Source organism: Chromobacterium subtsugae (assembly GCF_001676875.1).
GTDB classification, from domain to species: Bacteria; Pseudomonadota; Gammaproteobacteria; order Burkholderiales; family Chromobacteriaceae; genus Chromobacterium; species Chromobacterium subtsugae.
The window spans coordinates 29,626-42,089 of record NZ_JYKA01000025.1 but is presented as its reverse complement, the minus strand read 5'-3'; the positions used below and the strand labels follow the sequence as shown (position 1 = coordinate 42,089).

The 12,464-nt window shown below is 64.8% G+C and carries 11 protein-coding genes; 6 read left to right on the top strand and 5 right to left on the bottom strand.

Going from position 1 to position 12,464, the window contains the following annotated elements; translation table 11 throughout:
- Positions 1-14: 14 nt before the first annotated feature.
- Positions 15-680, top strand: a complete 666-nt coding sequence (locus MY55_RS20680; protein WP_043581173.1) for a 7-cyano-7-deazaguanine/7-aminomethyl-7-deazaguanine transporter — start codon at positions 15-17, stop codon at positions 678-680.
- 66 nt (positions 681-746) lie between these two features.
- Here the strand turns inward: MY55_RS20680 and MY55_RS20675 are convergent, their stop codons facing one another.
- A complete protein-coding gene (locus MY55_RS20675; RefSeq protein WP_043581170.1) occupies positions 747-1,145 on the bottom strand; it encodes a nuclear transport factor 2 family protein in 399 nt (132 codons plus the stop codon).
- A 185-nt stretch (positions 1,146-1,330) separates the two neighbouring features.
- On the opposite strand from MY55_RS20675, the gene MY55_RS20670 reads away from it, so the two are divergent.
- Complete coding sequence (locus MY55_RS20670) at positions 1,331-2,365, top strand: LLM class flavin-dependent oxidoreductase (protein WP_065202947.1); 1,035 nt, start codon at positions 1,331-1,333, stop codon at positions 2,363-2,365.
- An 84-nt stretch (positions 2,366-2,449) separates the two neighbouring features.
- Here MY55_RS20670 and aqpZ read toward each other — a convergent pair whose 3' ends face one another.
- On the bottom strand, positions 2,450-3,139 hold the full coding sequence (gene aqpZ / locus MY55_RS20665; RefSeq protein WP_047237895.1) for an aquaporin Z: 690 nt from the start codon (positions 3,137-3,139) through the stop codon (positions 2,450-2,452).
- A 208-nt stretch (positions 3,140-3,347) separates the two neighbouring features.
- On the opposite strand from aqpZ, the gene MY55_RS20660 reads away from it, so the two are divergent.
- From MY55_RS20660 to MY55_RS20650, 3 genes are all read left to right on the top strand, one after another.
- Positions 3,348-3,914, top strand: coding sequence for a YqaA family protein (locus MY55_RS20660; RefSeq protein ID WP_047237894.1), 567 nt, complete (start codon positions 3,348-3,350; stop codon positions 3,912-3,914).
- 248 nt (positions 3,915-4,162) lie between these two features.
- Positions 4,163-5,563, top strand: coding sequence for an L-serine ammonia-lyase (locus MY55_RS20655; RefSeq protein WP_047243748.1), 1,401 nt, complete (start codon positions 4,163-4,165; stop codon positions 5,561-5,563).
- A gap of 126 nt (positions 5,564-5,689) precedes the next feature.
- Complete coding sequence (locus MY55_RS20650) at positions 5,690-6,223, top strand: GNAT family N-acetyltransferase (protein ID WP_047257561.1); 534 nt, start codon at positions 5,690-5,692, stop codon at positions 6,221-6,223.
- Between the two features lie 79 nt (positions 6,224-6,302).
- Here MY55_RS20650 and speA read toward each other — a convergent pair whose 3' ends face one another.
- Positions 6,303-8,183, bottom strand: a complete 1,881-nt coding sequence (gene speA / locus MY55_RS20645; RefSeq protein WP_043581159.1) for an arginine decarboxylase — start codon at positions 8,181-8,183, stop codon at positions 6,303-6,305.
- Positions 8,184-8,637: 454 nt separating this feature from the next.
- On the opposite strand from speA, the gene astE reads away from it, so the two are divergent.
- Positions 8,638-9,633, top strand: coding sequence for a succinylglutamate desuccinylase (gene astE / locus MY55_RS20640; RefSeq protein ID WP_065202946.1), 996 nt, complete (start codon positions 8,638-8,640; stop codon positions 9,631-9,633).
- Positions 9,634-9,691: 58 nt separating this feature from the next.
- On the opposite strand, the gene flgL is transcribed toward astE, so the two are convergent.
- Positions 9,692-10,627 (bottom strand): flagellar hook-associated protein FlgL, encoded by a 936-nt coding sequence (flgL, locus tag MY55_RS20635; protein ID WP_043581156.1) that lies wholly within the window; start codon positions 10,625-10,627, stop codon positions 9,692-9,694.
- Positions 10,628-10,650: 23 nt separating this feature from the next.
- Positions 10,651-12,453 (bottom strand): flagellar hook-associated protein FlgK, encoded by a 1,803-nt coding sequence (gene flgK, locus MY55_RS20630; protein ID WP_043581154.1) that lies wholly within the window; start codon positions 12,451-12,453, stop codon positions 10,651-10,653.
- Positions 12,454-12,464: the final 11 nt, after the last annotated feature.

Below are 12,464 nucleotides of genomic sequence, written 5' to 3'. Positions count from 1 at the left end.
AAAAGGATGCATCCATGTTCGCCTTCACCGACCGGCAGCGCCTGTCCGCGCTGGTCCAGCTGTCGCTGTTCCATATCGCCATCATCGCTTCCAGCAACTACCTGGTGCAGCTGCCTATCACCGTGTTCGGCTTCCACACCACCTGGGGCGCGTTCACCTTTCCGTTCATCTTCCTGGCCACCGACCTGACCGTGCGCATTTTCGGCGCGCCGCTGGCCCGGCGCATCATCCTGGCGGCGATGGTGCCGGCGCTGCTCATCTCCTACCTGGTGTCCACGCTGTTCTACCAGGGCGGATGGCAGGGCATGGCGGCGCTGGAGCAGTTCAACCTGTTCGTCGCCCGCATCGCCGCCGCCAGCTTCGCCGCCTACGCGCTGGGCCAGATCCTGGACGTGCAGGTGTTCAACCGCCTGCGCCAGCTCAAGGCCTGGTGGGTGGCGCCGGCCGCCGCGATGTTCCTCGGCAACATCAGCGACACGCTGTCCTTCTTCTTCATCGCCTTCTACAAGAGCAGCGACCCGTTCATGGCCGCCAACTGGGTGGAGATCGCCCTGGTGGACTACAGCTTCAAGGTGCTGATCTGCATGCTGTTCTTCCTGCCCATGTACGGCGTGGTGCTGAAAATGATAGTCAAGCGGCTGCTGCGCGCCGGCATCGGCGAACAGCTGCAGCCGGCCTGAGCGTCCCGGCAAAACAAAACGGCCAGCCCCCTGCGGAGCTGGCCGTTGCGCATGGCGCGGCGAGGATCAGCCCCGCATCGCCTCCCACACCTTGGCGCTGTCGACGATCTGTTCGAACTTGACGATCTTGCCGCCCTTCAGCGTGTAGACATGGGCGAAGGACGCGCTGAAGCTTTTGCCGGTAGCGCGATAAGTGCCGTGGTAGAAGCCCTGCGCCACCACGTTGTCGCCGTCGACGAAATAGCGGTCCACCGCCGCGCGGTAGCCGTCCCACTCGCTGCCCAGCCGCTGGAACACGTTTTCGACGATGGCCTGCGGGCCGACATAGGTGCCGGCGTACGGGAAGCCTGCCGCCTCGGTCCACGCCGCGTCCGGCGCCAGCGCCGCCAGCAGGTTGCGGCCGTTGTCCTCCGACTTGCCTTCGTAAGTGGCGCGGACGATGTCGAGATTGCTGCGTTGAGTCATGGGGCTTCCTTCAGGAAAACAAGAATGGTTCTCAAATATAGCCAAGACCGCGCCAATTCAAGCCTGGCCGGCGGCCAAACCGGCATATTCATATTCCATGCCGCCGCAGCCGGCGCGCGGCGCCGGCCGTATACTAGGCGGATCGCGCGCGCCGCGGCGCGCCTGCTCTCTGATAGGCTTCGCACATGATCTCTTCCGCCCCGCGCCTCTCCATGCTGGAGCTGGCCCCCATCGTCGCCGGCGGCGACGCCGCCCAGGCGCTGCAAAACAGCGTGCGGCTGGCGCAGCACGTCGAACAACTGGGCTACACCCGCTTCTGGGTGGCCGAGCATCACAATATGGCCGGCGTAGCCAGCTCCGCCACCGCGGTGCTGCTGGGCCAGATCGCCGCCCACACCCAAAGCATGCGGGTCGGCTCCGGCGGCATCATGCTGCCCAACCACGCGCCCTTGGTGGTGGCCGAGCAATTCGGCACGCTGGCCACGCTGTTCCCCGGCCGCATCGACCTGGGCCTGGGCCGCGCGCCCGGCACTGACCCCCTCACCGCCCGCGCGCTGCGCCGCGACCGCTTCGCCGGCGAAGACTTCCCGCAGCAAGTGGCTGAGCTGCGCGGCTATCTGGCGCCGGCGCAGGCTGGCCAGCAGGTGCGCGCCATTCCCGGCATCGGCACCGAGGTGCCGATATGGATTCTGGGCTCCAGCCTGTTCGGCGCGCAGCTGGCGGCGCAGCTGGGCCTGCCCTTCGCTTTCGCCGCCCACTTCGCCCCGGCCCAGCTGGGCGAGGCGCTGCAACTGTATCGCCACCTGTTCCAGCCATCCGCCGCCCTGGCCAAGCCATACGCGATGGTATGCATCCCGGCGCTGGCGGCCGACAGCGACGAAAAAGCCCGCCGCCTCGCCACCACCCCGTACCAGAAATTCCTCAACCTGATCCGCGGCGACCGCCAGCCGCTGCCCGCGCCGGTGGACAGCATGGACGGCCTGTGGAATCCGCGCGAGGAATTCTCCGTGCGCCACGAATGGCTGGGCGCGGCGGTGTTCGGCGGACCGGCGACGGTGAAGGCCGGGCTGCAAAAACTGCTGGACGAGACCGGCGCCGACGAAATCATGCTGTCGGTCGATTGCCACGATTTCTCCGACCGCCTGCGCTGCTGCGAGATCGTCGCCGACATCCTGCCGCAGCTGAAAACCGCGCAGGCCGCGCCCGCCGCCGCGAATTGAAACCCGAAGCCTGAGCCGACAAAAAAGCCGCGGCCCCTGCCGCGGCTTTTTCCGGTTCGATCCGGGCAGAAAGCCCGGCAGCCGTTAATCGGACTCTCCGGCGATCAGCCGGTACACCCTCGCGCCCAGCACCGCGCCGATAATCGGCGCCAGCCAGAACAGCCACAGCTGCTGCACCGCCCAGCCGCCGACGAACAAGGCCACGCCGGTGCTGCGCGCCGGGTTGACCGAGGTATTGGTGACCGGGATGCTGATCAGGTGGATCAAGGTCAGCGCCAGACCTATCGCCAAAGGCGCGAAGCCCGCCGGCGCGCGCTTGTCGGTGGCGCCCATGATCACCAGCAGGAAAAACAGGGTCATCACCACCTCGCACACCAGCGCGGCCGCCAGCGAGTAGCCGCCCGGCGAGTGCTCGGCGTAGCCGTTGGAAGCGAAGCCCTTGGCCACGTCGAAGCCGGCCGCGCCGCTGGCGATCGCGTACAGCACCGCCGCCGCGGCGATGCCGCCCAGCACCTGCGCCGCGATGTACGGCGCCAGCTGCCCGGCGGGAAAGCGCCCGCCGGCCCACAGGCCGACCGACACCGCCGGGTTCAGATGGCAGCCGGAAATGTGGCCGATCGCGTAGGCCATCGTCACCACTGTCAGGCCGAAAGCCAGCGCCACCCCGGCGAAGCCTATGCCCAGGCCGGGAAACGCCGCCGCCAGCACCGCGCTGCCGCAGCCGCCCAGCACCAGCCAGAAAGTGCCCAGAAACTCCGCGCCATACGATTTCATCGCTTCTCCCCTTCAGGTTTTGAAAACCAGGCCGCCGCGGCGGCGCATGCGGAATGCGCGCTGAATGCCGGGTCGGGTGCCGTTTAACCATAGCAAATGGGAATCAACGGCACGCGCCCGGCGCGGAATTCCGTGGCGCGGCCCTGGTCAAACCGGCTGCCCAGGCGATGCCGCCCCTCTTCAACACGATTGAAAGCCGATACGGATCATGGAAGGAATGCTTGCAGGCCTGCTCGCCGCGCTGGCTTTGCCGAAAGTCGGTTTGCCCGCCATTTTCGCAGTCAGCCTGATCTCCGCCACGCTGCTGCCGCTGGGCTCCGAGCCCGCGGTGTTCGCTTATATCAAGCTCAGGCCAGACATGTTCTGGCAGGTGATGGCCGTCGCCACGCTGGGCAACACCCTGGGCGGCATGATCGACTGGTGGATGGGCTACGGCGCCAAGGTCGGATTGCTGCGCTACCGCCAGCGCCGCAGCCACCACATGCATGGCCATTCCCACGCCAAGCCGGACGGACGGCCGCCGCGCGCGCGCAAGCCCGCGCTGAACCCGCGCTATTTCCGCTGGATGCGCCGCCGCGGCGCGCCCATCCTGCTGCTATCCTGGCTGCCGGGCATCGGCGACCCGCTCTGCACGCTGGCCGGCTGGCTGCGCATCCCGTTCTGGCCCTGCGTCTGCTACATGGCGATCGGCAAATTCCTGCGTTACCTGGCGGCCACCTCCGCCCTGCTGTGGATTCCGGACGATTTCTGGCGCGACCTGGCCCAATGGCTTTGAAGCGAGGCCGCAAGCGGAAAGCATTCCCACAAAAAACAACGACATATTCCAAACAAGACCACATTCTCGACAGGGTGGTGCGGGATTGCGCTCTGCGGTAATCTGCCGGCGAAGCCGCCCGGCCATGCCGGCGGCGCGGCCCGCGCACCTTGGCCCGGCAACCGTTACAATACAAACTAAGAGACGCCTCGCGGCGCCCGACAACAACCCGGACCCGATCCGGGACTTTCCCTTAGAGAAGCACGACCATGGCAATCAGCGTTTTCGACCTGTTCAAAATCGGCATCGGCCCATCCAGCTCCCATACCGTGGGCCCGATGCGCGCCGCCCGCCAATTCATCGCCCGCCTGGAGAAGGATGGCCTGCTGGACGCCGCCACCCGCGTCCAATCCGAGATGTTCGGCTCGCTGGGCGCCACCGGCAAGGGCCACGGCACCGATGTGGCGGTACTGCTGGGCCTGCAGGGCGAACAACCTGACCTGGTCGACACCGACGCCGTGGACGGCATGCTGGCCGCCATCCGCGAGCAGCGCAAGCTGAAGCTGCTGGGCAAGCATGAGATCGACTTCATCGAAGCCGAGCACCTGGTGCTGCACAAGAAGAAAACACTGCCCTATCACCCCAACGGCATGATCTTCGAAGCCTTCGACGCCGCCGGCAACAGCCTGTCCAAGCGCGCCTACTATTCGGTGGGCGGCGGCTTCGTGGTGGACGAGGCGGCCATCGACGCCGGCTTCGTCCCGCCGGGCGTCACCGAGCTGAAGCACCCGTTCAAGAGCGCGGCGGAACTGCTGGCGCTGTGCCAGCGCCACGGCAAGAGCATCAGCCAGATCATGCTGGAAAACGAACTGTCCTGGCGCAGCGAGGAAGAAGTGCGCGCCGGCCTGCTCAACATCTGGAACGTGATGCAGGCCTGCGTGAAGCGCGGCTGCGAGCGCGAAGGCATTCTGCCCGGCGGCATGAAGGTGAAGCGCCGCGCCGCCGACATGCACCGCAAACTGCTGGCGTCGCCGGAAGCCGCGATGCGCGACCCGCTGACGGTGATGGACTGGGTCAACCTGTACGCGCTGGCGGTGAATGAAGAAAACGCCGCCGGCGGCCGCGTGGTGACCGCCCCGACCAACGGCGCCGCCGGCATCATCCCGGCGGTGATGCACTACTACGCCCGCTTCGTGCCGGGCGCCAGCGACGATGGCATCGTCCGCTTCCTGCTGACCGCCGGCGCGATCGGCATCCTGTTCAAGCTGAACGCCTCCATCTCCGGCGCCGAAGTCGGTTGCCAGGGAGAAGTGGGCTCCGCCTGCTCGATGGCGGCCGGCGCCTTGTGCGAAGTGATGGGCGGCACGCCTGAGCAAGTGGAAAACGCCGCCGAGATCGGCATGGAGCATAATCTGGGCCTGACCTGCGACCCGGTGGGCGGCCTGGTGCAAGTGCCCTGCATCGAACGCAACGCGATGGCGTCGGTGAAAGCCATCAACGCGGTGCGGATGGCGCTGCGCGGCGACGGCCAGCATTTCGTGTCGCTGGACCGCGTGATCAAGACCATGCGCGACACCGGCATGGACATGAGCACCAAGTACAAGGAAACCGCGCGCGGCGGCTTGGCGATCAACGTGATCGAAGTGCCGGTCAACATCGTCGAGTGCTGAGCCCACTCCCGTGAAACGACAACAGACGGCCGCGAGCATCCGCGGCCGTCTTTTTTCTTGCTGGCACGCTTGCCGCCCAATCTGGCACACTAGTGCCGATATCAGACGCCATCAGAGCCCCTTCCCGTGCACGCACTTGAAATAGAAACGCCCCGCCTGCGCCTGCGCCCGCTCCTGGAGCGGGACGACGCCTTCATCCTGGAATTGCTGAACGAACCCGCCTTCCTCGCCAATATCGGCGACAAGGACGTGCGCGATCTGGCCGGCGCGCGCAACTACATAGAAAAAGGCCCGCAGGCCAGCTACCAGCAGCACGGCCATGGCCTGCTGCTGGTCGAACTGCAAGCCGGCGCCGTTCCCGTCGGCATCTGCGGCCTGGTCAAGCGCGACAGCCTGCCCCACCCCGACATCGGCTACGCCTTTCTGCAGCGCCACTGGGGCCGCGGCTACGCCAGCGAGGCCGGCGCCGCCTGCCTGGCTCACGGCCGCGAGCGGCTGAACATAGACTACGTGGTGGGCATCACCGCGCCGGGCAATCTGGGCTCCATCCGCGTGCTGGAAAAGCTGGGCCTGCAATACGACCGCACGCTGGCGCTGCCCGGCATCAACGGCCCCAGCCTCTACTACGTTCCCGCCGGCCGCGGCGAGAAACCCGCCTGAGCGCGCCTCCGAGCCGACACCGCGGGCATGAAAAAACCGGGCGCGAGGCCCGGTTTTTTGTCTGCTGCGGAGGCGAGGATCAGACCGACAGGTAGGACGACTGCTTCAGGCCGCGGCAGAACTCGGCGAAGAACTGGCTGCGCTCCTCGGCGCTGAGATCACACTCGCGGGTCTTGGCTTCGTAGCGGTTGAGCAGGTCTTCCGGCGACAGGTGCACGTAGCGCAGCATGTCCTCGATGGTGTCATGCTCTTCCACACCGGAGAACTCCAGCTCGCCGCCTTGGCGCACGTAAACGTTGACCGAATCGGTATCGCCGAACAGATTGTGCATGTCGCCCAGGATTTCCTGGTAGGCGCCCACCAGGAACACCGCGATCAGGTACTCTTCGCCCTGCTTCACCTCATGCACCGACATGCTGTTCTCGATGCTCTGCTGATCGACGTAGTGCTTGAGCTTGCCGTCGGAGTCGCAGGTTAGGTCCTGCAGCACCGCGCGGCGGGTCGGCTGCTCGGCCAGCCGGTGCAGCGGCATGATGGGCAGCACCTGATCGATGGCCCAGGTGTCCGGCAGGCTCTGGAATACCGAGAAGTTGCAGAAGTACTTGTCGGCCAGGCGGTCGGTCAGCTCGTCGTACACCTGGCGCTGCGAACGCTGGCTGGCTTGCAGCTGGGTGTGCAGACGGCGGCACAGCGTGGCGTGGACTTCCTCAGCCAGCGCCTTTTCCTTCAGCGACAACCGGCCTTCCGCGTACATGTCGCTCACTTCCGACACGCAATGGCTGGCGCGGTAGTAGATTTCAGTGACCAGCTCTTCATCGTTGAGGCTGGCCAGCTCCAACAGCTTGCGCAACGGCAGCGACAGCGCTTCCACGTTGTCGATCTTGGACACGGTGTCAGGCAGGCGCTCGACATCGGTGACATTCATCAGCAGCACCGCGTGGTGCGCGGTCATCGCGCGGCCGGATTCGGACAGGATGCGCGGGTGCGGAATGCCGTTCTCGGCGCAGAACTCCGACAGCATGGAGACGATCACGTGAGCGTATTCGTCCATGTCGTAGTTGATCGAGCTGTCGTTGCGCGAGTGGGTGCCGTCGTAGTCGACGCCCAGGCCGCCGCCGACGTCGACATGGTCGACCGGCAGGCCCAGCGCGCGCAGTTCGGCGAAGTAGCGGATGGCTTCGCGGAATCCCAGCCGGTAGTCGGCGATATTGGCGATCTGCGAACCCATGTGGAAGTGCATCAGGCGCACGCAGTCGGCCATGCCGGCCGCGGTCAGCTTGTCCACCGCGGAGATCAGCTGGCCGGCGGACAGGCCGAACTTGCCCTTCTCGCCGCCGGTGTCCGACCATTTGCTGGAGGCCAGCGACGACAGGCGTACGCGCAGGCCCAGATTGGGGCGCACGCCGAGCTTCTTCGACTCCTCGATCACCAGCTCGACTTCGGATTCCTTCTCGATGACGATGAACACCTGGTGGCCCAGGCGCTCGCCGATCAGCGCGAGGCGGATGAATTCGCGGTCCTTGTAGCCGTTGCAGACGATGGTGCAGCCCTTGGGCGCCAGCGCCAGCACCGCCATCAGCTCAGGCTTGGAGCCGGCTTCCAAACCAATGGAAACTTCCTGCGTGGCGATGATGCTCTTGACCACCGCTTCTTGCTGGTTGACCTTGATCGGATAGATGGCGGTGTAGCGGTTGCCATAGCCTTGCTCGGCGATGGCCTTGTCGAACGCGCCGCACAGCCGGCTGACGCGGTCTTGCAGAATGTCGGGGAAACGCACCAGCAGCGGCAGATCCAGTCCCTTGGCGCCCAGCTCGTGCACCAGCCGGTACAGATCGATTTCCTTTTGCTGGCGGACATTGGGACGCACGACGATATTGCCGCTGTCTCCGACGTCGAAATAACCAGCCCCCCAATGCCGGATGCCGTACAGGCTCCGGCTATCAGCCACAGACCAAGCCATGAGTTTTCCTCTCAGAACTTATGATGGATAACCCCGCTCCTTAGTGCACGGCTTTCGGGCTCTACAGCTTTTATGTGGGCCTGGGATGTCGGAGCGAAACAGAATGAATTGTTAGTTGTTGCATAGCGCAAACGAGCGCGGATTGTAACAACATCTCGCTGATTGACAAGTAAAAAAATGTACCCGTTCCGACGCGTCCGATCGAATTCTCCGCCCCTTGCCGCCGCCATGGTTTGCACAGTGAAAATTCATGGCAGTTAAAACAATGAATTGCATGCCAGGCGCGCGCTCCGGCATGACATTCAACAGTGCTTCGCCGCGCTCGCGGTGTGCGCGATTTCCAACAAAAACACCCATCCCGAGCCGGGAGGCGGCGCCGGCCGCGCCAAGCCGGGCATGACGCGGCCATGGCCAAAGATTACAATCGGCCATCCATCACTTCCATCATGCCGCCATGACCCAAGCCAGCCGCTTTCTGCAACACGCGCTCCATCCCGACGCCGGCGCCGACGCGTCCTGGCCGCTGCCTTCCGGCCTGCAGGCGCGCTGGGTTGCCGCCGGCTGCGTCGAAATAGACCCGGGCCTGCCCCAGGCCGATTCGGTATTGCTAAGCTGCGGCGTGCACGGCAACGAAACCGCCCCCATCGAAGTGGCCGACGCCATCCTGGCCGACATCGCCGACGGCACGCTGGCCCTGGATTGCCGGCTGCTGGTGATGTTCGCCAATATCGAAGCCATTCGCGCCGGCGAGCGCTACCTCGGCTATGACATGAACCGGCTGTTCAACGGCGCCCATGCCAAACACGCCGACCTGGCCGAGTCCCGGCGCGCCGCCGAGCTGGAAGTCCTGGCAGGACGCTTCTTCGCCCAGGCCCGGGCCCGCAAGCTGCACTACGACCTGCATACCGCCATCCGCGGTTCGGCGTTCGAGAAATTCGCCATCTACCCGTACTTGCACGAACGCGTCCATAACCGCCAACAGCTGGCCTGGCTGCAGCAAAGCGGGATAGAGGCGGTGCTGCTGCACAGCCAGCCAGCCAACACGTTCAGCTACCATACCAGCCGCCGCTTCGAGGCCGACGCCTTCACTCTGGAGCTGGGCAAGGCGCGGCCATTCGGCCAAAACGATCTGGCGCGCTTCGCCGGCATAGATCAGGCGCTGCGCCGCTTGCTGTCCGCGCCGGCCAGCGGCGTCCCCGCCCTCCAGCCCGACGCGCTGCCGCTGTTCCGCGCCAAGTACGATCTGGTCAAGCGCAGCGAGCATTTCCGCCTGCACCTGGCCGACGACGTGGAGAATTTCACCCGGCTGCCGGACGGCATGCTGATCGCCGAAGATGGCGATACCCGCTATCTGGCGACCGGCGGCGAAGAGCGGATCCTGTTCCCCAATCCCGCGGTCAAGCCCGGCCTGCGCGCCGGCATCGTGGTGGAGCCGGCGCGGCTGGATTGAGCCGGACAAGACAAAGGGCCGCATCCGCGGCCCTTTTCCCACGCCACCTCATCGCCCGTCAGCCGGAAATGTAGTTGAACAGCGACAGCTGCGACACCTGGGCGTAGGTTTTCTGCGTGTACTGCAGCGAGGTCTGAGTCATGGTGAAGGTGGAGATCGCCTGCGCCATGTCCAGGTTCTGCAAATCGCCGATGCTGGTGTTGTATTGCAAGTCCAAGCTGCTGCTCATCCCCTGCAGATTGGCGTTTTCCTGTTCGCGCGCGCCGACCGACGCCAGGCTGGTGGTCATCTGCTGCGTGGCGCTGGTGATCTGGTTGGTGATCGCGTTCAGCTGGGTCTGATAGTTGGCCGGCTTGGGATTCTGCCCCAACAGGTTGTACAGGTTGATCAGGGAGTCGAACGCGCCGGTGGCGCTGCCGCCGGTGCCGGGCGTGCCGAAAATGGCATTGCCCGGATCGGAAATGGTCATGATGCGGGACGCGGCCACCTGCACGCTGCGCTGGCCGCTGTCGCCGTTATAGGTCGCGGTCGGCGGCGACGATGCCATGTTGACGGTGAACGGCACCGTGGTCACCTGGTTGCCGCTGAACAGATAGCTGCCGTTGCCGTCGGTGGCGTTGGCGTAGCCGGTCAGTTCGGAAATCCCCTCTTTCACCGTTTGCTGGATCGCCTGCAGCTGGGTAGGGGACAGAGAGCCGTCGCCAGCGTAGATCGATTGGCTCTTCATCGCGTTCATCAGATTGATCGCGCTGTTGATGGTGGTGTCCGACAAGGACAGCCAGGACTGCACCGACTGGGTATTGGTCTTGTACTGGCTGTTCTGGCCGCTGGAGGTATTCAGCAACTCGATGCGCGCGGATGCCACCGGATCGTCGGCGGGGGTCACCACCCGCTTCTGGTTGTCGATCTGCATATTGACCTGCACCAACTGGGCTTGCAGGTTGGACATATTATCTATGCCGGACTGGTATAAAGTCGCTGAACTGATGCGCATCGCCGCTCTCCTCTCGCGAATATTCAGGACATGATGTTGAGAATGCTGGAAAAGGTGCTCTGCGCAATCTGGATCACCTTGCTGCAGGCCTGATAGGACTGCTGGTATTTGATCAGATTGGCGGCCTCCTGGTCCAGATTGACACCAGTCAAGTTGGAATTGGCCCGGGTAGCCTGTTGCAGCGTGTTCTGCGCCGACGTGTTCTGCAGGCCTACCGCGTAAGTCTGGTTGGCCACCGTGGTGACCGTAGAGGTGAAATAAGTCTGGTACGACTGTCCATTCACCAGCGCGATGTTCTGTTGCGCGGTCAGCTGCAGCAGATTGCTGTTGTCGCCGGACGGCGGCGTGACAGTCCCGACCGCCGGAATCGGCTTCGGCCCCACCGTGAAGGTCTGGCCCGGGTCAGGCGATCCGGACAGCTGGAAGCCTATGCCCACGTCCACCGGCGGTGTCGCCGTGGTTTGCAGCTTGTAGGCGTTGGGCTGGCCGGTGACCGGCACCACGTTGTACGGTCCGCCGCCGTTGGTCCCGGCGATGGTGGCGGTCATCGACACCGGCGCCGCCGACGCGGTGATGGTCATATTGGTCAGGCCGCTGGACGGGTGGCTGGTGGTGGCCGGAAACGACGGCGGCGTGCCATTGATGCTGGTGGCGTAAGTGCCCGGCAGACTGGACCACACCGCGCTCATCGTCACGCCGCTGGGATTGCCGGCGGTGCCGGTGGCAACCAGGTTGGAGGCGGTGGCCAGCAGCTTGGGATCGCCCATCGTCACCTGGAACTGCCCGGCGGCATACTGCGGATTGCTGGCGTAGGCGGACAGGTCCTTGAAGATGGGCCCGCCCGGCTGGCCGTTGTAATCCACTCCCAGCGAATTCTGGTAATTCATCGCCGCGGCGAAATCGATCGCCATGGTGCCCAGCTGGTTCTGCGTCTGCGCCAGCGCCCCGTCGCGGAAGTTCAGCAAGCCGCCCAGCTGCCCGCTGTTGAGGATGGTGTCGGGCAGAATGGTCAGGGTGTTGTTCGGATTGGTGAAGCCCACCTGCAGATTGCTGGGATTGTTCGGGTCGGCCTGGGTGGCCAGCTGGTTCACCGTGCCGCCGGTCACCAGGGTCTGGCCGCTGCCGATGGAAACCGTGTAGGAGCCGTCGCTCTGCACCGAGGCGGTGGCGCCTATCATCTGGTTCAGCTGCAGCAATGCCTGATCGCGCTGATCCAGCAGAGTGTTGGGTTGCGGCGCCTGGGTGTTGCCGCCGGTGGCCGCGCCGATCTGCTTGTTCAGATTGGCGATTTGTTGAGCCAGCGCATTGATGCTTTGCACCGCGGTCTGAACCTGGCCGTTGACGCCTTGCTGCAGCTGCACCAGCTGGCTGTTCAGCGAAGTGATGGAGGCCGCCATCGCCTGCCCCATGCTCAGCACGTTCTGCCGGGTAGGCAGCGACGAAGGCTGCTGCGACAAGGTTTGCATCGCGCCGAAGAAGGACTGGATCGCCGGATTCGGACTCTGGGTGGAGTTGCCGATCATGTTGTTGATCTGGTTCAACTGCTGCAGCTGAGTGGTGTAATAGCTGCTGCCGGTCTGCGCGCTCTGCACTTGGCCGGCCAGATACTGGCTATAGGTGCGCAGCACGTTGGTGACGTCCACGCCCTGCCCCAGGAAGCCGAAGCCGACATTCTGCGGCTGGCGTCCCGCTTGCGTGATGTACTCGACGTTGTAGCCCGGAGTGGACGCGTTGGAGATGTTGTTGCTGGTCACCGACAACGCGTTTTGCGCCGCATTCAGCCCACTCAGGCCTATGCCGAAAATATCAGCTCCGACGATTGCCATGATTACCCTCT

Bases quoted from the DNA above. Each gene is read 5' to 3' on its own strand.
- MY55_RS20680 (WP_043581173.1), top strand. From the start codon at position 15: ATGTTCGCCTTCACCGACCGGCAGCGCCTGTCCGCGCTGGTCCAGCTG.
- flgK (WP_043581154.1), bottom strand. From the start codon at position 12,453: ATGGCAATCGTCGGAGCTGATATTTTCGGCATAGGCCTGAGTGGGCTG.
- astE (WP_065202946.1), top strand. From the start codon at position 8,638: ATGACCCAAGCCAGCCGCTTTCTGCAACACGCGCTCCATCCCGACGCC.
- MY55_RS20660 (WP_047237894.1), top strand. From the start codon at position 3,348: ATGGAAGGAATGCTTGCAGGCCTGCTCGCCGCGCTGGCTTTGCCGAAA.
- flgL (WP_043581156.1), bottom strand. From the start codon at position 10,627: ATGCGCATCAGTTCAGCGACTTTATACCAGTCCGGCATAGATAATATG.
- MY55_RS20670 (WP_065202947.1), top strand. From the start codon at position 1,331: ATGATCTCTTCCGCCCCGCGCCTCTCCATGCTGGAGCTGGCCCCCATC.
- MY55_RS20675 (WP_043581170.1), bottom strand. From the start codon at position 1,145: ATGACTCAACGCAGCAATCTCGACATCGTCCGCGCCACTTACGAAGGC.
- MY55_RS20655 (WP_047243748.1), top strand. From the start codon at position 4,163: ATGGCAATCAGCGTTTTCGACCTGTTCAAAATCGGCATCGGCCCATCC.
- speA (WP_043581159.1), bottom strand. From the start codon at position 8,183: ATGGCTTGGTCTGTGGCTGATAGCCGGAGCCTGTACGGCATCCGGCAT.
- aqpZ (WP_047237895.1), bottom strand. From the start codon at position 3,139: ATGAAATCGTATGGCGCGGAGTTTCTGGGCACTTTCTGGCTGGTGCTG.